General features: G+C 36.4%; 13 protein-coding genes. 7 read left to right on the plus strand and 6 right to left on the minus strand.

Translation table 11 applies throughout. The features are described 5' to 3' along the window. Positions 1–146: 146 nt before the first annotated feature. On the minus strand, positions 147–3,446 hold the full coding sequence (gene polC, locus QZ143_RS02585) for a DNA polymerase II large subunit (protein WP_292607543.1): 3,300 nt from the start codon (positions 3,444–3,446) through the stop codon (positions 147–149). Positions 3,447–3,633: 187 nt separating this feature from the next. Between polC and QZ143_RS02590 the strand changes: the two genes are divergently transcribed. Genes QZ143_RS02590 through QZ143_RS02600 form a run of 3 tightly spaced genes read left to right on the plus strand, consistent with a single transcriptional unit; the run spans position 3,634 to position 5,539 of the window. Then, positions 3,634–4,659, plus strand: coding sequence for a hypothetical protein (locus tag QZ143_RS02590; RefSeq protein WP_292880942.1), 1,026 nt, complete (start codon positions 3,634–3,636; stop codon positions 4,657–4,659). Positions 4,660–4,692: 33 nt separating this feature from the next. After that, complete coding sequence (locus QZ143_RS02595; RefSeq protein ID WP_292880945.1) at positions 4,693–5,181, plus strand: nucleoside deaminase; 489 nt, start codon at positions 4,693–4,695, stop codon at positions 5,179–5,181. Next, positions 5,162–5,539: a GNAT family N-acetyltransferase gene (locus tag QZ143_RS02600; protein ID WP_292880948.1), complete on the plus strand. Its 378-nt coding sequence runs from the start codon at positions 5,162–5,164 to the stop codon at positions 5,537–5,539. Before QZ143_RS02595 ends, QZ143_RS02600 begins: the two co-directional genes overlap by 20 nt. Positions 5,540–5,912: 373 nt before the next feature. Here the strand turns inward: QZ143_RS02600 and lysS are convergent, their stop codons facing one another. From lysS to QZ143_RS02620, 4 genes are all read right to left on the minus strand, one after another. Further along, positions 5,913–7,496 carry a lysine--tRNA ligase gene (gene lysS, locus QZ143_RS02605; RefSeq protein ID WP_292880950.1) on the minus strand — a complete coding sequence of 528 codons (1,584 nt, stop codon included), beginning with the start codon at positions 7,494–7,496 and terminating at the stop codon, positions 5,913–5,915. A 957-nt stretch (positions 7,497–8,453) separates the two neighbouring features. Beyond that, positions 8,454–9,752, minus strand: a complete 1,299-nt coding sequence (gene thiC, locus QZ143_RS02610; protein WP_292880951.1) for a phosphomethylpyrimidine synthase — start codon at positions 9,750–9,752, stop codon at positions 8,454–8,456. A gap of 242 nt (positions 9,753–9,994) precedes the next feature. After that, positions 9,995–10,909, minus strand: a complete 915-nt coding sequence (locus QZ143_RS02615) for a carbohydrate kinase family protein (protein WP_292607008.1) — start codon at positions 10,907–10,909, stop codon at positions 9,995–9,997. 168 nt (positions 10,910–11,077) lie between these two features. After that, positions 11,078–11,944 carry a LysR family transcriptional regulator gene (locus QZ143_RS02620; RefSeq protein WP_292607011.1) on the minus strand — a complete coding sequence of 289 codons (867 nt, stop codon included), beginning with the start codon at positions 11,942–11,944 and terminating at the stop codon, positions 11,078–11,080. A gap of 108 nt (positions 11,945–12,052) precedes the next feature. Between QZ143_RS02620 and hxlB the strand changes: the two genes are divergently transcribed. Continuing rightward, the gene (gene hxlB / locus QZ143_RS02625; protein ID WP_292880954.1) at positions 12,053–12,643 is read left to right on the plus strand and encodes a 6-phospho-3-hexuloisomerase; all 591 of its coding nucleotides are present in this window, start codon (positions 12,053–12,055) and stop codon (positions 12,641–12,643) included. Here the strand turns inward: hxlB and fdhD are convergent, their stop codons facing one another. After that, on the minus strand, positions 12,644–13,390 hold the full coding sequence (fdhD, locus tag QZ143_RS02630; RefSeq protein ID WP_292880957.1) for a formate dehydrogenase accessory sulfurtransferase FdhD: 747 nt from the start codon (positions 13,388–13,390) through the stop codon (positions 12,644–12,646). Positions 13,391–14,047: 657 nt separating this feature from the next. Here fdhD and QZ143_RS02635 point away from each other — a divergent pair. From QZ143_RS02635 to QZ143_RS02645, 3 genes are all read left to right on the plus strand, one after another. Further along, positions 14,048–14,839: a formate/nitrite transporter family protein gene (locus QZ143_RS02635; protein WP_292607451.1), complete on the plus strand. Its 792-nt coding sequence runs from the start codon at positions 14,048–14,050 to the stop codon at positions 14,837–14,839. Positions 14,840–14,930: 91 nt separating this feature from the next. Beyond that, positions 14,931–17,096 (plus strand): formate dehydrogenase subunit alpha, encoded by a 2,166-nt coding sequence (gene fdhF, locus QZ143_RS02640; RefSeq protein ID WP_292880960.1) that lies wholly within the window; start codon positions 14,931–14,933, stop codon positions 17,094–17,096. 17 nt (positions 17,097–17,113) lie between these two features. After that, positions 17,114–18,319, plus strand: coding sequence for a Coenzyme F420 hydrogenase/dehydrogenase, beta subunit C-terminal domain (locus tag QZ143_RS02645; protein ID WP_292607454.1), 1,206 nt, complete (start codon positions 17,114–17,116; stop codon positions 18,317–18,319). Positions 18,320–18,759 lie beyond the last annotated feature (440 nt).

Here is an 18,759-nt window from a genome sequence, read left to right on the forward strand (position 1 = left end):
CGAACATAATTACACTTAATTCATTTATCTTTTTTAGTATATATATTGTTCGTCTTGATACGAACAATGTTTGTGCTCTCTGAAATTTACTATATTATTAATATTAAAAATATGATGTCCGAGAGCACATGAAAAGTAATCATGATTTAGAAGAAAATGTCCAATGAACTCTGCTTGGACTTGTCACTTTCAAAAAGCGAGTTGATACCAAATTCCTGAATCTCAAGTCTCTGTTCTAAGTAATGGGAAACAGGGTATCTGTTTACCAAATCCCTTGAGATTTCAAGATACTTTGTAACAGATCCTTTTGAAACGGACAATATCAGATTGCCTCCACATTTGCATTTTCCGGTAAGGGGCATTCTTCTATATTTTGCTCCGCATTTGGTGCATCTGACCTTCTGCTTGGAAAATGCCCTAGAGTTACCCATAATGTCCGGCAGGAAGTGGGAAGATAAAACCTTTTCAACAACTCCCCTTTGGTCCACTGCCCTTATCTTTTCGGCAAGGGTGATTTGGGCCTCCACCTTTTCTCTCATTGAAGGCAGTCTCTTGTAAAGACACACTGTAGGACCTGCATGAATGCTTGAGGTGTGGTGTGAAAACATAAGTCCCTCATATTGCTGTGGTGTTCCCAAATGCATCTCCACATTGTCAATGTATTCCAGAACGTCAGCCGGCTTGTGGGGGGTATAGGTTTCCTCATAGAATTCAACAGGGAACCTTTCGAAAATGTCCAGGTTGTGGGATTCGTCGTCTATCTCCTCAGGATCAATTCTTGAAGATAAAACCAATGGAGCATCCATACTTCCACCTCTAGTATTCGGAAGGTATGTCTTTGAAAAGTTAATCAGGGCATCTAAAAGAAGCATTACAGCATCTTCGTCACTGTCACAGTTTCTACGTTTTGCAGAATGGAAATACGGGTGGGCATAACATCCGAGCGCCTTTGTAAATCCGACGATTCTTCCAAGAACTCCTGCTGATGTGTGCGGCGCAAGGCCTGCAACCAAATGCCCAATCAAATCGCTTCTTTCCTTGACATTGTAAAACGGCTCCATATCATAGTAGCGTACAAGTTCATCGTCAATGAACTGGGCGGTTCTGAGAAGATACTCTCCACAGTTGTCTGAAATAACGATGTCCTGAACCCTGAGTTCAATGATTTGGTCTTCACTTTCAATAGGATTTCCATAACAGTCCTTTTCATAGCCCATTTCCAAAAGCTTTTCAACTGTAACTCCAATTTCTTTCGGAACGAAATGGGTTAGGGGCAGGTCAGTTGAATCGTGACGAATTGTTCCGTCCTTGAATGTAAACACTTCATTTTTAGCTCTCAATATTCCCTTTTCAAGAGGTTCAGGCAGCTTTGCCTCTGAAATCATTCCGACAACACCTTTAACCTCATCAACCCTTCTGACCTTAACGTTGTCTGAAGCTTTTTTGAGCATGCTTGCAAGAGGAATGCTCTTTTGGCTAGGCTTTCTCATTTCGGTCGGATGGCCACATTCCGGACATAATGAATTGTATGAGCTTACTCCACATTCTGGATTGGTACATTTTCTTCTTGACAGTTCAATTTTGATGTTTCCCTTCTTGGCTGCGGTAGCTATCAGTCTTCTGGAGCCTCCATAATTACCGATAGGAAAGAGCCCATGCGGTGCAGGTTTCATCAGTCTTTCCTTGGATTTTTCAGGCCTACCTACACGGGTTCCAATATATGCTGGAGCCTTGTTCTTGATTTCAACAGGGGAAATCTCATTCAATGCCTCAATTGTGGTTGTCTTTTCAGGCAGTTTTTTGGACAGTGTAATTACCAGAGCGTATGAATGATCCTTGTCGATAATGATTTTATCGTCACGTACAATATGGGGAACACCGATTATTTCCAGTGTTCTTTTCTGATAGGACAAATCCAATTCAAGCTCCTCATTGATCTTGTAGGTTGATTTGGCCTGATTTATCAAGTCAATCAATGAATTCAAATCTGCGATTGTAACGTCATTATAACAATAAGTGTATTTTGGGTGAAGCGGGATGTCATAGTCCTTGGAGAGTGTGAACGCTTCGATTGCGGTAAGATATTCATACTCGAGCTTGTGCATATCAAGGTCGTTGTTGTCTGCATCGAAGTTTTCGCTTCTAGTGAGCAGCTGTATCCACCACTCTTCACACCATCCGGACGGATACAAAGGCTGGTTGTTTCTTAAAAATTCTCCGAACGCAACGAGCATATCTCCTAAAAAGAGTATTTCAACCACGTCCTTTTTAAGCTCTCGGGCTTGTTTGATGCTGTCGATTGCCACGACATCGCCGTTTTTAAGCTTGACTATAGGTCCTTCAATGGAATCGACCGGAACGACACAGTTACCTTTTCCGGGATACTCGATTTTGAGTTGTGTTCCAACAGCCAAAAACTCAAGCAGAGCCATTGTTGCCGGATGAACTCCCATTGTTGCAAGGCCTGTATTTCTGCTTCTTCCATATCTGAGTCTGAATCCCCCCTTCTCTGAAGGATATCCTAAAATAGGCCTTCCGCCAATAATATCCTGGATGTATTTAGGTTCACTGACAATATCTGAATCGTCTCCGTCATCTCCTCCGGAATCGTCTTTTTTAGGTTTGGAATATTCGGTAAGCCATTCCCAGTTAAGGCCCAATTTATTGGAGATTTTATGAATCTTTTTTGATTTCTGGATAACTCCCTCAACCATCGCAAGAAGTGCTCCTCCACGAATGTTGTTGGTTTCTACACGTTCCAAATCCCTGTGTGACACTTCAACCTGGTCGGTCTGCTCTCCTGTTACTTCAACCGGAATGTTGTTTGCAGCGAATCTCACTTCTTCTGGTGTTGGTGAGTATTGAAGGTTTGTAACTTCGGATTCGTAAAGCTCGACCTCTTCCACGTATCTTTCGATTTCATCGTCTATCGGCTTGAACCTGTCGATGTTGATTGCCTGTCTGATTTTATCTCCTAAAAGAACTGCAAGTGCTGCAGCTGTACCTCCGGCACTTCTGATAGGGCCTGCAAAATAAACTCCAATGTATTTTGTTCCGTCAAAATTGTCCTTGATTTTAACATCGGAAATACCTTCCAGAGGTGCTGCAACCACTCCTTCTGTAAGGATAGCCAGCGCAGTCCTGAGACCCTGATCTGACCTTTGCTCTTCGTTCCATTCAGCCTTTTCGCCGGTGAGCGTAAATTTGCCTGATGCAATTTCAGCGGCAATTTCAAAGGCAACGGATTCTCTGTCCATATCTTTTTCCAATTCCTTGATACGATTTGCAACCCCTTCCGGACCAACAAGCCCTTCGACTCTTTCTGCTAAATCCTTTGCAAGAGGCACTTCAGTTTTTGTTTCAACATCTAAACCTTTTGACCTAGCCTCATTAGCTATATCGTATAGGTGATGGGTATCAGCTTCTAATCTGTCAAAATAATCCATTTTATCGCCACAAATTATTAAAATTAATTCAGTATATAATTATTGATTTTCATAATATTAATAATATTTGCAAGTGTGAAAATGTGGCTTGGAATTTTGACAATCTTTAAATATGGTGTTAAAGAAAAATTTAATTTTAGTATACTGGTGGTCGAATTTTGTTTTTATTGCTATTTTGGTGATATAAATGTCTGATAAAAAACCTGTTAATGCTATGTATGGCACTAAAATGAGTTTAAATCTTGATAAAATTAAAAATAAATCTAATGATGAAGTGGTTGAAGAGACTCCTGCTGTTGAACAAGTTGAAGAGCCAGTTTTAGAAGCTCCAGTTGAAGAGACTCCTGTTTTGGAAGAAGAGGAAGTTGAGGAAATTGAAGAGGCTCCTGTTTTGGAAGAAGAGGAAGTTGAAGAGGTTGTTGAAAAAACACTTGCTCCTAAAAAAGAAGATAAGGGTGTAGAAGAATCTGTTGAAACCTCTGTTGATTACAATGTAGTTTCCAAATTGAAAAAAGAGCTTTCTGAGAAAAATGAAAAACTTTCAAATCAATCAAATGAGCTTAATTACTTAACTAATAAAGTCATTCCAAGACTCAAAAAGGAAAATTCCGAATTGAAAAGCGTTAAGATTGAATTGACTGATGCTTTGGAAAAAAGTACAAGGAAATACTTCGACCAATTGGATATCAATGAGGATTTAAGTAATGAGATAGGAAAACTCGGTGCAGACGGTGCAGTCAATAAAGTAAGGGCTGATAAATTAGAAGCAGAATTGGAAACAATCAAATCCGATTACGAATCTAAAATTTCAGATTTAAAAGACGAATTGAATTCTAAAGATATTCATGAAGTTGACAAACTCAAAGAACAAAATAAAACTTTAAAACAAAGAATTGAAGATTTGAACAATGATATTGACTCATTGAAAGATGAAAACAATGGTCTCAATTCTGAAATTGCCGAGTTAAGAAAAGACCTAATTGAAATCGGTAATTATAAAGAAGAAGTGGATAAACAAAACAAGGATGCCATTTCCAAATATAAGGAAGAAATTTCTTCACTTAAAACTCAATTGAAAGTTAAGGAAAGTAGCTACGATAAGTTATCCAATGAAAACAACAAAACAATTACTGATTTAAGAAAACAAGTTAAAAAACTTGAAGAACAATTGGAAAAAGAATCCAACAAAGGATTATTCAATAGATTCAAATAGATGATTGATTTCATCTATTAACTTATTTTTTTTATGAAAACTGATGCTTATTTTATGGATGAAGCCATTAAAGAGGCTGAAAAATCTTTGGCTGAAGGTGGAATTCCAATCGGTGCCGTTCTTGTCAAGGACGGGCAAATCATTTCAAGAGGCCATAACAGGCTGATTCAAAACGATTCTGTATTATTGCATGCCGAAATGGATGCAATTGAAAATGCAGGGCGTCTTGATTATGATGATTACGTGAAATGCACACTGTATACCACTCTTTCGCCTTGTCCGATGTGCTCTGGGGCGGTGATTTTATATAATATTCCTCGTGTAGTAATCGGTGAAAACACCACTCTTATGGGCGCTGAAGGATTGCTTGAATGCAATTGCGTTGAAGTGGTTGTCCTGAACGATATGAGATGCAGGGATCTCTTTTTGAGATTTGCATGCAACAATCCGGGCGTTTGGGAAGACGAGCTTGCAAAGGTAGGAAACACTACGGAGGTTAAAGATGGAAATAATAGTGACTGACGAGCGTGATGTGCGCTTTGTTGAATTTTGCCGGTCATTCGGCTGTGTGGTCGATGACCCTCAGGTAGTTCTGCTTTTAAACAGATTCGGCAAGGTTGTGGGATGCGCCAGCTTCAAGGTTTATGATTCCGATTCCTGTGAAATCACTACGCTGTTTTTAAATTCCTATGACGACAGGGAAAAGATTGCCTACAAGCTGATAAGACAGCTTGAAAAGATTGCCATGGATTATGAATTCAAAAGTGTTGTCGTCAGCTTCGATTCAAGGGAAGACATTCTGGTTGAAATATTTGAAAAGCTTGATTATCAATTTGTCGATGAGCTTTTGGCGAAAAAAGAGTTCAAGAGTTTGATTTAATAACTGATTTTCTAAAATGCTTATTCAAATGTCTTGAATTCATACTTTTTTTTTTAAAAAATTAATCCTTTTATAAAGCAATATTTCATCTTAAAAACAACATAATTGATTTCTCCTTTAAATTGTGGGAATCTTCAAATATTACGATGATTGTTTTATAATGGCCTATTGGCTATATTTGAGTTTGTTTATTGTGGGAAAAATAGTCTTGGAGTGTAAATTCAAAAATGTTGTCATTAGCTTTGATTTAGGGGAAGATAGTTCGGTGAAAATTATCCTTATGGAATTTAAATAAGGAAGTAAAAAATAGAGAAATGAGTCAAAAAATTATTTAAAAAGAAATTTTTGCTAAAAAAAATAAATTTAAAAAAGATTAAGCTTCTTTTCTTAATCTTTTTACAACAAAGTCCTTATCCAAGCTTAATAAAAATGAGGCAGCTCTTGGGCCTTGTTTTTGACCGAGAATCATTTTATAAATTGCCTGGAAACCTTTTTGAGGTTTTAATCCTTGACCTTCAAGGATTTCATACATCGCATCGTGCAATTCAGCTGCATCACTGAATTCAGTATTTTCCATCAAATCAGCCAGGTCAGCCAGGAATTTGTCCTGTTCTTCGGTCAATGGCAATTTAGGCACGCTTTTTTCCTGAACCTGGAATTTCACGAATTTAGGTGCGTAATTGTCCAGCCAGTATATTACATTGTCGACCCTTTCCCTGTACTGGGCCATTTCTGTTTCGGTCAAATCACCAAATTCCTTATCTTCAAAGCTTTTGGTCAGTTGGGAGTTCCTTTTAAGGATCTCAAATATCTTTTCAAGGTTATCTCCTGCAATCTGATAAGCGTTAACAAGGAATCTGAACGGCGGTCTGAAAGGCAAAGGCGCATCAGGATTCATCTGAACTATTTCATAGATTTCCTTGAATTTTCTTTCCTCTTTTTCGGATGGAGCTTCCACTTCATCGTAGAACACTTTTTCAACTGTATCGAAACTGTCAATGAAGTCTAAAAACGGCATTTTAGGTGAGAAATCCTTTGCTTTCATAGGCTTTGATCTGAAGAGATAATAGTGAAGACTTTCTGCAGGTCCTATTTTCAGCCATTCCTCAGGTGCAAAGAAAACACCGTGTGATTTACTCATAGCTTCTCCGTCAAGGGTAATCCATTCGTATGGCACTGGATATGGTGCAGGATAGTCGAAAATTTCTTCTGAAATGACGCTGCTTACATCATATGACCCTCCGCTTGCGGCATGGTCTTTTCCAAAGGGCTCGCAGGTAACTCCCAATATTTTCCATCTTGCAGCCCATTCGACTCTCCATGTTAACTTTCCGTTTCCGGATTTGATGTCCATTTCACCGTCATGGCCGCATTCACATCTGTATTTTACAATGTCTCCATCAAAATCATAAGCTTCTGTGGTATTGACCCTTCCGCACTCTTCACAGATTGGATTATAAGGAAGCCAGTCATCAGCTAAAGGTTCCCTTCTGTATTCGTTGAATATCTCCTTGATTCTTTCCACATTTTCAAAGGCGGTTCTTATATAATCGTTATAGACTCCTGACTGATACATTTCAAAACCTGATTTCGCTTCCATTTCTATTCCATAATCATCTATTACTGAAAGCAAAGGTTTTTCGAAGTGCTCTACAAAGTTTGCACAGCATCCGTCAGGACATGGAATGGTTGAGTATGGCATTCCAAGGTATTTGTCATAATCTTCAGGCAATGGATAAGGGACTTTTCTGAGCGGATCGTGGTCATCAGCAATCCAGATGGTTTTAGCTTTCTTTCCTTTTTCCCTTAATTTTTTTCCAATTCCGTTAGCTATAAAAATGTCGCAAGAGTTTCCAATATGTATTGAACCTGAAATTGAGGTTCCACTTGCAATTACATGTTCTTCTACGTCTCTTTTAGCCAGTTCATCGGCTATGTTTTCAATCCAATGTGTCATATATTCACCGTAAATAAAAAAATTATCATTAAAATAAGTATACTAATAAGTCTTTGTTATTATTAATATAAAAAGATTAGTTTAATAAACCTTACCTAATAACATGTTAGGTAATTTTGATGAAGCATTGCCTTACCTTGATAAGGCAGCACAGATAGATGGAATAGTTTGAGTTTAAAAAAAATAAAATCCTTAATAGAAGATGAACGGATGATTAGGATGATAAAAAAATGTTATTTAATGTCTTATTGTAGAGATAAATCCCTACAATATTCTCGCAGACATTAAATTCATTATATCCCTAGAGGTTTACTTGAAAGTAACTCTCTTGTTTTAATAATTTATGGAATGTCATATATAAATTTAATCTTATTTGAAAATGGCAATTAAACAGTGGTCATCTAAGGGAAAAAACCTTCAAGAAAACAATAACATGTTTTCTAAAGACTATCATCGATATTTTGATAATATTTAATTGCCTAAAGTAGAGGTGAAATGTGAGTCATTATCTTCAATCAACATTGAAAACATTAATATCTTTAATTATTGAAAAAATATTAAAACTATATGTTCCAATCATGAAAATAATTATCTCCATTAGTTTCGCCTCCTTGGGATATAATGGGGGAACACCATAACAGATGCGAGAAAAAACTGTTACAATTAGAAAATAAATATTTGTTAATAATCATTAACATCATACTTATCTGCCTCCCTAACATTAATTGAAGGCTTTTTAACTAGATATATATTGTTAAATAAATAATTTAAATCTTGTTGAACTCATTTAGTAAAATTGCAGTGATTATGACAATATATATAAAGTTTTCGGCAATATAAATCAAAATAATATTTGAAAATCAATATGATGGGGCCATTTAACAAAATTGTTCTAAATGTGAGAAATTGCTTGATGGTTAAAAAAAATAAAAAAAGAAGTAAAATAGATATGATTATCTATTTAATGAGGTCGGAATCGGATTGGTCCAACCATTCGTTAACGATTTTTACTGCACAGAAGTTACCGCACATGGTACAGGTGTCTTCTTCTTCAGGAGGTCTTTGATCTCTTTTTGCACGTGCAGCTTCAGGGAACATTGCACAAGCATATTGTGCTTCCCAATCGAGAGTTTTTCTCGCTTCAGCCATTGCTAAATCCTGTGAACCATCGATTTGTCCGGTTGCTAAGTCTCCAGCGTAAGCTCCAATTTTAGTAGCTATTACACCTTCCCTTACGTCATCTGGGTTAGGAAGAGCTAAGTGTTCTGCAGGAGTTACGTAACAGATGAAGTCTGCTCCGGCTTTTGCGGAAGATGCTGCACCGATTGCAGATACGATGTGGTCGTAACCTGGTGCTACATCACATACGATAGGACCTAACATGTAGAAAGGAGCGTTGGAACACATTTTCTTTTGAATCATTACATTTGTTGGAATTTCATTGATTGGAATGTGTCCAGGTCCTTCAATCATACATTGCACTCCGGCTTCACGGGATCTGTCGATTAATTCTCCTAAAATGATCAATTCTTGGATTTGAGCCCTGTCTGTTGAATCAGCAATGGATCCTGCTCTCATACCGTTAGCGAGTGAAAGAACAACGTCATGTTCTTTTGCGATTTCTAAAACGTAATCGAAGTTTTCGTATAATGGGTTTTCTTTTTCATTTTCAACAATCCATCCGGACATGAATGATCCTCCACGGGATACGAGTCCGGTTACACGGCCTTGCCTTTTGAGTCTGGTCAAGGTTTCAATATTGATACTACTGTGGATTGCCATAAAGTCAATACCATCTTTTGCTTGCTTTTCGATGGTGTTGAACAAATCATCTTCAGTCATGTAAATTACTGAGCCATCTCTTCTGATGCTTTCGATAGCTGCCTGATAAACCGGTACGGATCCTACAGGTAATGGGGACATGTCCAATACTCTGTTTCTTATTACATCCAAGTCTCCGCCGATACTTAATTCCATTAAACAGTCTGCACCGTTGTCGATTGCAATTTGTGCCTTTTCAACTTCTTCATCAAAGTTAACGATATCGGTTGAAGTACCTACGGTTGCATTTACTTTTGTTCTGAGTCCTGCACCGATACCTGCTGCATCTATATCTCTGTTTACGTTTCCTGGAATTACAATGGTTCCGTTAGCAACGGACCTTAAAATAAAATCTTCTGAAACACCTTCAATTTTTGCTACATGTTTCATTTCATCGGTTAATATACCTTTCTTTGCGTCACTGATTTGTGTCATTTAATCATCCCTCAATTAAGATTTATAACAGTCAAATTTAATTTAAAATATTCTCATACTAAGTTGATAGTCACTATTTTTAATTTAATACTATTTAAATTAATAGGATAATTCCTTAATTCTATTTGATTTGACTAATATAAAGTTTTTTTTAAAAAATAAGTTAAGTTTATTTTCTATACTGGAATTAAAGAATTGTTGATAATAATAAAGTTCACTTTAAAAAAAGTAAAAGAATAGATTCAGTAAAATCCATTCATTCTTTCAAATGCATCATCGAAGCTAGGCATGTTGGTTTGACATCCTTGTTGCTCTACAATAAATGATGATACGGAAGATGCAAATTTGGCTGATTCTTCGAGTGATTCTCCATTCAAGAATCTTGACAGGAATCCTGCTCTATAGGAATCTCCAGCTCCAGTTGGGTCGACTGCTTCTCTGGTTATTGCATCAACTTTGATTTTATCTTCATTGGAGTAGATTTCACTTCCATTTGCTCCGCAGGTTTTAACGACGATTTTTGGACCTAATTGTCTGAGTCCATCGAGATCGGTTTCAAGAGCTTCCAAAATCCTTTCGATTTCATGATGATTTCCGAAAAGGATGGTGGTATTTTCAATTACATCTTTTAGTTTTTTGGTATCGTACATTCCCAAATCCTGTCCGGGGTCAAATGAAACAAGCAAATCTTCATTTTTTGCTTCTTCAGAACATTTCCAGTTGAAATCAGGGTCGCCTGTTGCAAGGTGTACTGCTTCAGCATTTTTTATTGCGGCAGTTGGTGCTTTGCTTTCTGCGAATTCACGTGCAGCCCCCCAATAGAAATAACTGATTTGATCTTCATTGTCGTCTGTTAGGACAAATGCGGTTGGGGTCGCTTCGCCAGGCACTATGATTAATGATTCTGTATCAATATCAAGGTTTTGCATATGCTCATAGTATTCGGTTTTTTTAAAGTCTCCGCCAACTGCAGATACTAATGATGTTTTTAATCCTAAGTTTGCTCCAACGCAAGCCACATTAGCAGCAGCCCCACCATTAAATGTTTTCATATTTGTTATGGGTGCTGAAAAGTTTGCTTTTGGAAATTCAGGTACTCTAATTATATAATCATGAGCAGAGTGACCAATTGCTAGTAAATCTCTGTTTTTCGCCATAATATCGCCTTTTAAATTTTCAATTTAATATTGGTTTTTATCATTATTTAATGTTTTGAAATATCACATATGCACATACATGATATTTCATAGGGTCATATGAGTGTACAATATTCTTTATTATAATATTATTATATTAGTTGTCTGTGAGCATGTGAAAAGTAATAATCATATTAATGTGAAACCCTGATTTTCAATGGCCTCTTGACCGTCATTAAGTATATATTCAATATATTCGTCTACTTCAGGTTTATCTTCGTTAACTTTGATTAAACTAATTACATGTCTTGTATCAAACTTTAAAATGTCATTTCCTTTGAAATAACTTGCATTTAAAAAACTGTGAAGATTTTCGGAATTCCTAACCAATTTGAATGCATCAAACTGTGAATTGACAGTAGTTTTCAAATCATAGTCTATGTCATAATGCTCCAGACTGTTCCATGCAAGCCTCTGGGCTGAACCTTCCACGTTGATGAATTCAAGGCCTTCAAGATCGTTTATGCTTTTAATTTCCTTGGAATTCGGGCTTGAAATCAAAACAAGGTAATCATAGGCTATTGGTGTAAAATCAATATTCAGTTCATAGGCAAGAAGCGGATCATCAAGTGTCAATATGTCGACAGCACCTCTTTTTGCAAGTTCAAATGCATCCTTGTCGCTGCTGCTGTAGACATTTATATTAAATGGATGCTTTATACTCTCCAAAAGCCCGGAACTGATATGTCCTCCGGCAATGTTGATGTTTGATGTTTTTTCTATTTGGATTTGATATTTTCTGAATTCATTAAGCAGATCGGTTCCTGCTTCGCTCAGCAGTGTGCCGTTTCCAACCTTTTGTGTAATCTTCAGACCTAATTTTTCTTCGGCTTTAAGAAGTCGTCTATTGAAGACGGTATGTGATATATTCAATTCTTTTGCAGATTTTCTCTGGGATTTTGTTCTATTAAGTGATTCTAAACTTTTAAATAGTTTATAATCATATATTTTCCCATCAATTTCCAGATTTATCAATCCTTTGCTTTCAAATTTCATGTCAACCTATTTCAAATAATTTATAATAATAATTATTTTAACATTAATTATTTATAAAATTGTATTCATATAATATAATATAGTTTAACATATTTGGGATTAGATAAAATGGAAATAATGAAAGATTCTATTAAGGCCATATTGGAGAATATTGATTCTGCTCAACAATTTTTAGATGAAGAATCTGTCGATGAATTTGAAAATATAATTATGGATGCCAATAACATTTTTGTTACCGGAGCAGGTAGGTCTGGACTTGCCGCAAAAGCGTTTGCCATGAGATTGATGCATTTGGGTTTAAGTTCATTTGTTGTGGGTGAGACAATATCTCCTGCCATCAATGCTGACGACTGTATAATTGCAATTTCCGGATCCGGTGAAACCAATACTATCGTTTCTGCTGCAAAGATTGCTAAAAATAGAGGTTCAAAAGTATTGGCAGTTACTTCTTATCCTGAATCCACTTTAGGACAATTGGCCGATGGTTATCTTTTCGTTAAAGGAAGAACCAAAAAGGAAGTTGACGATGAAAACTATATGAAACGTCAAATTCATGGAAACTATACTTCCTTGACTCCTTTGGGAACTGCCTTTGAACTGACCACTTTGGTATTTCTTGATGCTGTCGTATCCGAATTGATGGAAAAAATGGAACAGACAGAAAGTGATTTGAAAGCCAGACATACAGTATTGGAATAATTAGAAAATTATTCTATTTTGATTATTATAGACATTGCATCTTTGGCCTCTTAAAAAGCCAACTAATGTAATGTTTCCTTTTTTTGCAATATTATATCCTGAATTTGCAGGTGCTGCATTTGATGCCAGTATGGGAACTCCTGCCCTTGTCATTTTTATTACCATATCTGCAGGCATTCTTCCGCTGTATATAACATATGAGTTGGACAAATCAAAGTCATGCAACAATCCGTAACCGATTACCTTATCAACAGCTACATGGCGGCTTACATCTTCTTTTACAATAAACTGGCCATCATAAACGATTCCGGCAACATGTGTTCCTCCGGTGGCCTGCCAAATTTCGGCATTGTCTTTCAGCTCTTCAATTCTTGAAATCAATTCGCTGGCATTGACTTGAAAATCGGATTCAACAGGATTCACGGTTTTGATTTTGCTTCTCCATCCTCCTGCAGAGTCGGAACAGAGTACGGTTTCATTGGTTTTAAGTAGGGTATCGTCAATTTCAGCATGGATCTGTGTCCCGTCGACATTGATTTTTTTGATTGCATCCATTGAATTTACCATATTCTCATTGAACAGGTATCCTACAGCAAATTCCTTCAGTGAATCTTCGATTGCTGACAGACTGCGGCTTATAGTTCCATTGATTGTTAAAGTGATTGTTTCATCCTTTACAACCTTTTCTTTGGCATTTTTTGCTTTTCCATTCTTGTAGTTTATTGCATCAATTTCTTCAATTTTCATGTTTAAAACCCCTATAATAATATTATATTATGATAAGATATATCTTTCATCAGGTCATTTTTTTGATATTGAAAAAGTGTTGTTATCGTTGCGGTGATGAATTTTCAAAATCAGAATATTTCAATACTGGCAAGGTTATAAAGTTGAATGTTATATTGCATCGAATTTTGTTCGTTTTTCATCGAATTAATTATTTTTGACTGTGTTGTTCTATGTTTGATTAGTTATTTTTGAGTATCTATTTTGGTGTATTTTTACCAACGAATTTTCATTATATATAAATATATGTTATGTAAGATAGTTTAGTTCGTATTTCAAAAAGTTTTATTTCATTTATTTTTATTAAATTATTATTGATTAGATATTATTTTGATTATAATAAATTGATTTAAAGTATTATTTTCATGTAAAAATTAATTAAAAATAGTTTTTTAAAAAAAAAATAATTATTATCGATGTGATATTAATCTATAATGATTTATCATTACAATTTAATATAAATTGATTATACTATTTAAATATTTCTTTTCGATGCAGATAACAAATCCTTTTTATATATTAAGATATATAAATAATATTCATAATACTTTGAACTTTTTAGTGTGATTCATTAGTATTATAAAAAATTATAAAAAAAGGGATAAAGAGGTTGATAATATGAGTTCATCTTTTAAAAGCCCAGTAGAAACAGCAAAGGCAATTTCTGCAACTGCTGGTGCAAAAAACTCTGCAAATATTGTTAATGTGATTTTGCTTTCTTTTTTAGCAGGAGCATACATCGCATTCGGAGGTTTATTAGCTGAAGTCGCTAATGCTGGTATGGTCGCTGCAGGACTACCAATTGGTTTATCCAAATTTGTATTCGGTGCAGTGTTCCCTGTAGGTTTGATTATTGTTGTACTCGCTGGTTCTGAATTATTTACCGGTAACGTAATGTTCATGACCATCGGTGTATTAGATGGTACCGCTTCTGTAGGCGGTCTCGCTAAAAATTGGGTATTAAGTTGGTTATTCAACTTCGTAGGTGCATTATTCGTTGCATACGTTCTTGCATTTATGGGTGGAATCATCACTTCTGATCCAGCTATCCAAGCAGGAGCAATTAAGGTAGCTACTGGTAAAGTTGGAATGTCATTTGACGTTGCATTTATTAAAGCTATTGGTTGTAACTGGCTTGTATGTCTAGCTGTATGGTTAGCTAACGCATCCGATGATATCATTGGTAAAATCTTTGGTATTTGGTTCCCAATTATGGCTTTCGTAACCATCGGATTTGAGCACAGTGTTGCAAACATGTTCTTCATACCATTAGGTATGTTCTTAGGTGCTGAAGGTGTAACCTGGAGTACTATTATTGTAAATAACTTAATTCCTGTAACTCTCGGTAACATCGTTGGAGGAGCAATATTCGTCGCTTGTATCTACTGGTTCACATACCTTAAAGAATAAGCTAGTAAATTTCAAATTTGAAGAAGCTTTAAAAGCTTCTTTTTTTTTTAATTATTTTAAATAAAAAATAATATATTTTGGAGATTATAAAATGGTTGAAATAAAATATGTTCCAACAATCTGTCCTTACTGTGGTACTGGTTGTGGACTCAACTTCGTTGTAAAAGACGAAAAAATTGTTGGTGTAGAACCTTTAAAAAGACACCCTGTAAACGAGGGTAAAGTATGTCCAAAAGGTAACTTTGGATATCAGTTTATTAATAGGGAAGACAGATTAACTACTCCTTTAATAAAAGAAAATGGTGAATTTAGAGAAGCTTCTTGGGATGAAGCATTAGATTTAGTTGCTAACAAACTCAAAGAAGTATCTGACGAAGATCCAAACAAAGTTGGATTCTACGCATGTGCTCGTTCACCTAACGAAAACATTTACATTACTCAAAAATTAGCAAGAGTAGCTTGTGGTACTCAAAACGTAGACCACTGTGCACGTATTTGTCACGGTCCTACTGTAGCAGGTTTAGCTAACACTTTCGGATCAGGTGCTATGACCAACGGATTCGACAGTATTAAAGAAGCTGACTACATCTTCTGTATTGGATCAAACAACATGGAAGCACACCCATTGTTTGGACGTAAAATGATTCAAGCTAAACAAAACGGTGCTAAATTAGTTGTATTAGACCCAAGATTTACTCCTACTGCTAAAATCGCAGATGAATATGTACAATTTGAAACCGGTACTGACGTAGCTTTAATGAACGCAATGATTAAAGTCATCATTGACAGAGGCTTACAAGATGAAGAATTCATCCACTACAGAACCAAAGGTTTCGAAGAAATGAAAGAAGTTGTTCAAAAATACGACTTAGATATGGCTTCCGAAATTACCGGAATCAAACCTGAAGTAATTGAACACTTAGCTATTGAATACGCATCTGCTGACAAAGCAGCTATCGTATACTCATTAGGTATTACCGAACACTCCCACGGTGCTGACAACGTAATGTCCACTGCAAACCTTGCAATGTTAACTGGTAACATTGGTAGACAAGGTACTGGTGTAAACCCATTAAGAGGACAAAACAACGTACAAGGTGCTTGTGATATGGGTGCATTACCTTCCGATTACGTAGGTTACAGAAAAGTTAAAGACCCAGAAACTACTGCATGGTTCAACGACTACTACAGTGGAGAAGGTTATGAAGTAAACTTACCAACCACTCCTGGATTAACCTTAGTAGAAATGATGAACGCTGCTCACGCTGGTGACTTAAAAGTATTATACATCCACGGGGAAGACCCAGTTCTCTCTGATGCTGACGTACAACACACCAAAGAAGCACTTGAAAACTTAGAAATGTTAATTGTTCAAGAATGTTTCTTAACCGATACCGCACAATGTGCTGACGTTGTATTACCTGCAGCAGGTTGGGGTGAACAAGAAGGTACCTTCACCAGTGGTGAAAGAAGAGTACAATGCTTACACAAAGCACAAGAACCTCCTGAAGGCGCTTGGGTAGACTGGAAAATTATGGAAGAAATCGCAGTCAGAATGGGCGTACCAAGAGCATTATTCCACTACGAATCTGCTGAAGAAATCTTTGATGAAATCAGAGAATGTGCTCCTATCATGGCTGGTATGAACCGTGAAAGATTAGACACTCCTGAAGCACTTCACTGGCCTTGTCCTTCCGAAGACGACCCATGTCAACCATTAATGCACAAAGTAAAATTCGCACACCCTGACGGTTTAGGAATTTTCCAAGCATTAGAACACAAAGGTCCTGTTGAAACCGTAGATGATGAATACCCATTATTATTAACTACTACAAGAATCTTGTTCCACTATCACGCTGCAATGACCAGAAGATGTGAAACATTATCCAACGAAGTTAAAACCGGATTCATCGAAATCAACACTAAAGATGCTGAAGCAAGAGGAATCATTAACGGTGAAGTAGTAAAAGCATTCTCTAGAAGAGGAGAAATCGCAATTCCTGCTCGTGTAACTGACGACATCAAAGAAGGTATTGTAAACATTCCAATGCACTTTGTAGAATGTGCTGCAAATGTATTGACCAACTCCGATTCTTTCGACCCTAAATCCAAAATGGTTGAATTGAAAGCTTGTGCTATTGAAGTAGAAAAACTCGATGATGTTGTCGAAATGAAAGGTGAAGTATACAAAGATGGTACTGACACCGAAATTAAAGCTGAAAACATGGCAACTACCACCGTAAAAGTAGGTAAATAATTGAGGAGTAGATTTAAATGAGCGCAAAAATTAACGATATGTATTACGCATACTCTGCTATCGAAGACATCAAACAAAAAGGTGAATACGGTGGAGTAGTTACTACCATCATGAAATACTTATTAGAAGAAGGTATCGTTGACGGTGTTGTTGGAGTAACCCAAGGTCACGATATTTATGATGGTGTACCAACCCTTATCACTGACCCTGCTGATGTAATCAAAACTGCAGGTTCCATTCACTGTGGTACCTTAAACATTGCTAAATTCGTATCCAAATACTTAGATGGTGCAAGATACATGAAACTCGCTGTTGCATGTAAACCTTGTGATGCAATGACCATCCGTGAATTAATGAAAAAAGGTAAAATCATCGAAGAAAACGTTATTATGATCGGTGTAAACTGTGGTGGAACAATGTCACCTGTTCCAACCATGAACATGATTAGAGATGTATACGATTTAGATCCTAAAGACGTTGTCAAAGAAGAAATCGCTAAAGGTAAACTCATTATGGAAACTGCTGACGGCGAAAAAGCTTTCAAAATCGATGAATTAGAAGAACAAGGTATGGGTAGAAGAGAAAACTGTCAAAGATGTAATCTCAAAATCCCTTCCAACGCTGACTTAGCTTTAGGTAACTGGGGAGTTATCGGTCCTTTAGCTGGAAAAGCTACTTTTGTTGAAGTATTCTCCGAAACTGGTGCAGATGTTTTAGGTAAAGTAATTGACGCAGGTTTAATTGCTACCGAAGAACCAAATCCAAAAGGTGTCAAAATCAGAGAAAACGTTAACAACTTCATGCTAAAAGAATCTCAAGCTAAAAAAGAAATCGATTACGCAGGTACTACCGGAGACATCATCGACGTATTCTATCAATACGAAGACGAATTCTCCAAATGTATGAAATGTTACGGCTGTCGTGAAGCATGTCCATTATGTTTCTGTGAAGACTGCTGTCTTGAAGCTGAAGGTCCTGAATGGGTACCTGGTGGATACACTCCTGCTGCTCCATTCTTCCACTTAACACGTTTAGTACACATGGTTGACGCATGTACCAACTGTGGTCAATGTTCCGAAGTATGTCCATGTGAAATCCCTGTTGCTAAAGTATGGAGTACTGTAAACAACAAAGTAAGAGAAGTCTACGGATACATCCCAGGTATGGGTAGTGATGACCCACTTCCATTCACTGATCACGTATCCAAAGCTAAAAAATTATAATATTGGTCATCTGACCTTTATTATTTTTTCTTTTTTTTAGGGTGGCTGCCAAAATTAAATTTTGGTTGACTTGTTGATTTTTTTTAAATATTGTCACATCGAGTTTTAATTGGTTTTTAATGGATGTGCTTTTGCAGAAATCTTTTAAATTTGTTTTGTAATTATTGTAGATTCTTTTTATTTTATCTGGTTTTCTGGATTTTTGTGTGATTAACATATTTTGCAAAAAAGTTCATATTCTGATTTTCTAGGCATTTAAATGAAGTTTCCTTTCTTTCCTTTCATAAATCTTGCTTCAATATCATTTATTGGTATTTTTTTTATTTTCTGTTTTGGGGGCTTTTTTTAGGCATGAATTTTTGTTCAGTATACTTTTTTTATGGATTTTTGATAATTGCTTTGAGTATGAAAATTGCTCTGAGTTCGTTATTCGAATACTT

The sequence above is a fragment of the Methanobrevibacter sp. UBA188 genome (genome assembly GCF_905234905.1).
Lineage (GTDB): Archaea > Methanobacteriota > Methanobacteria > Methanobacteriales > Methanobacteriaceae > Methanocatella.

Excerpts from the sequence above, each read along its gene's own strand:
- polC (WP_292607543.1), bottom strand. The coding sequence starts at position 3,446 with ATGGATTATTTTGACAGATTAGAAGCTGATACCCATCACCTATACGAT.
- QZ143_RS02590 (WP_292880942.1), top strand. The coding sequence starts at position 3,634 with ATGTCTGATAAAAAACCTGTTAATGCTATGTATGGCACTAAAATGAGT.
- QZ143_RS02595 (WP_292880945.1), top strand. The coding sequence starts at position 4,693 with ATGAAAACTGATGCTTATTTTATGGATGAAGCCATTAAAGAGGCTGAA.
- QZ143_RS02600 (WP_292880948.1), top strand. The coding sequence starts at position 5,162 with ATGGAAATAATAGTGACTGACGAGCGTGATGTGCGCTTTGTTGAATTT.
- lysS (WP_292880950.1), bottom strand. The coding sequence starts at position 7,496 with ATGACACATTGGATTGAAAACATAGCCGATGAACTGGCTAAAAGAGAC.
- thiC (WP_292880951.1), bottom strand. The coding sequence starts at position 9,752 with ATGACACAAATCAGTGACGCAAAGAAAGGTATATTAACCGATGAAATG.
- QZ143_RS02615 (WP_292607008.1), bottom strand. The coding sequence starts at position 10,909 with ATGGCGAAAAACAGAGATTTACTAGCAATTGGTCACTCTGCTCATGAT.
- QZ143_RS02620 (WP_292607011.1), bottom strand. The coding sequence starts at position 11,944 with ATGAAATTTGAAAGCAAAGGATTGATAAATCTGGAAATTGATGGGAAA.
- hxlB (WP_292880954.1), top strand. The coding sequence starts at position 12,053 with ATGGAAATAATGAAAGATTCTATTAAGGCCATATTGGAGAATATTGAT.
- fdhD (WP_292880957.1), bottom strand. The coding sequence starts at position 13,390 with ATGAAAATTGAAGAAATTGATGCAATAAACTACAAGAATGGAAAAGCA.
- QZ143_RS02635 (WP_292607451.1), top strand. The coding sequence starts at position 14,048 with ATGAGTTCATCTTTTAAAAGCCCAGTAGAAACAGCAAAGGCAATTTCT.
- fdhF (WP_292880960.1), top strand. The coding sequence starts at position 14,931 with ATGGTTGAAATAAAATATGTTCCAACAATCTGTCCTTACTGTGGTACT.
- QZ143_RS02645 (WP_292607454.1), top strand. The coding sequence starts at position 17,114 with ATGAGCGCAAAAATTAACGATATGTATTACGCATACTCTGCTATCGAA.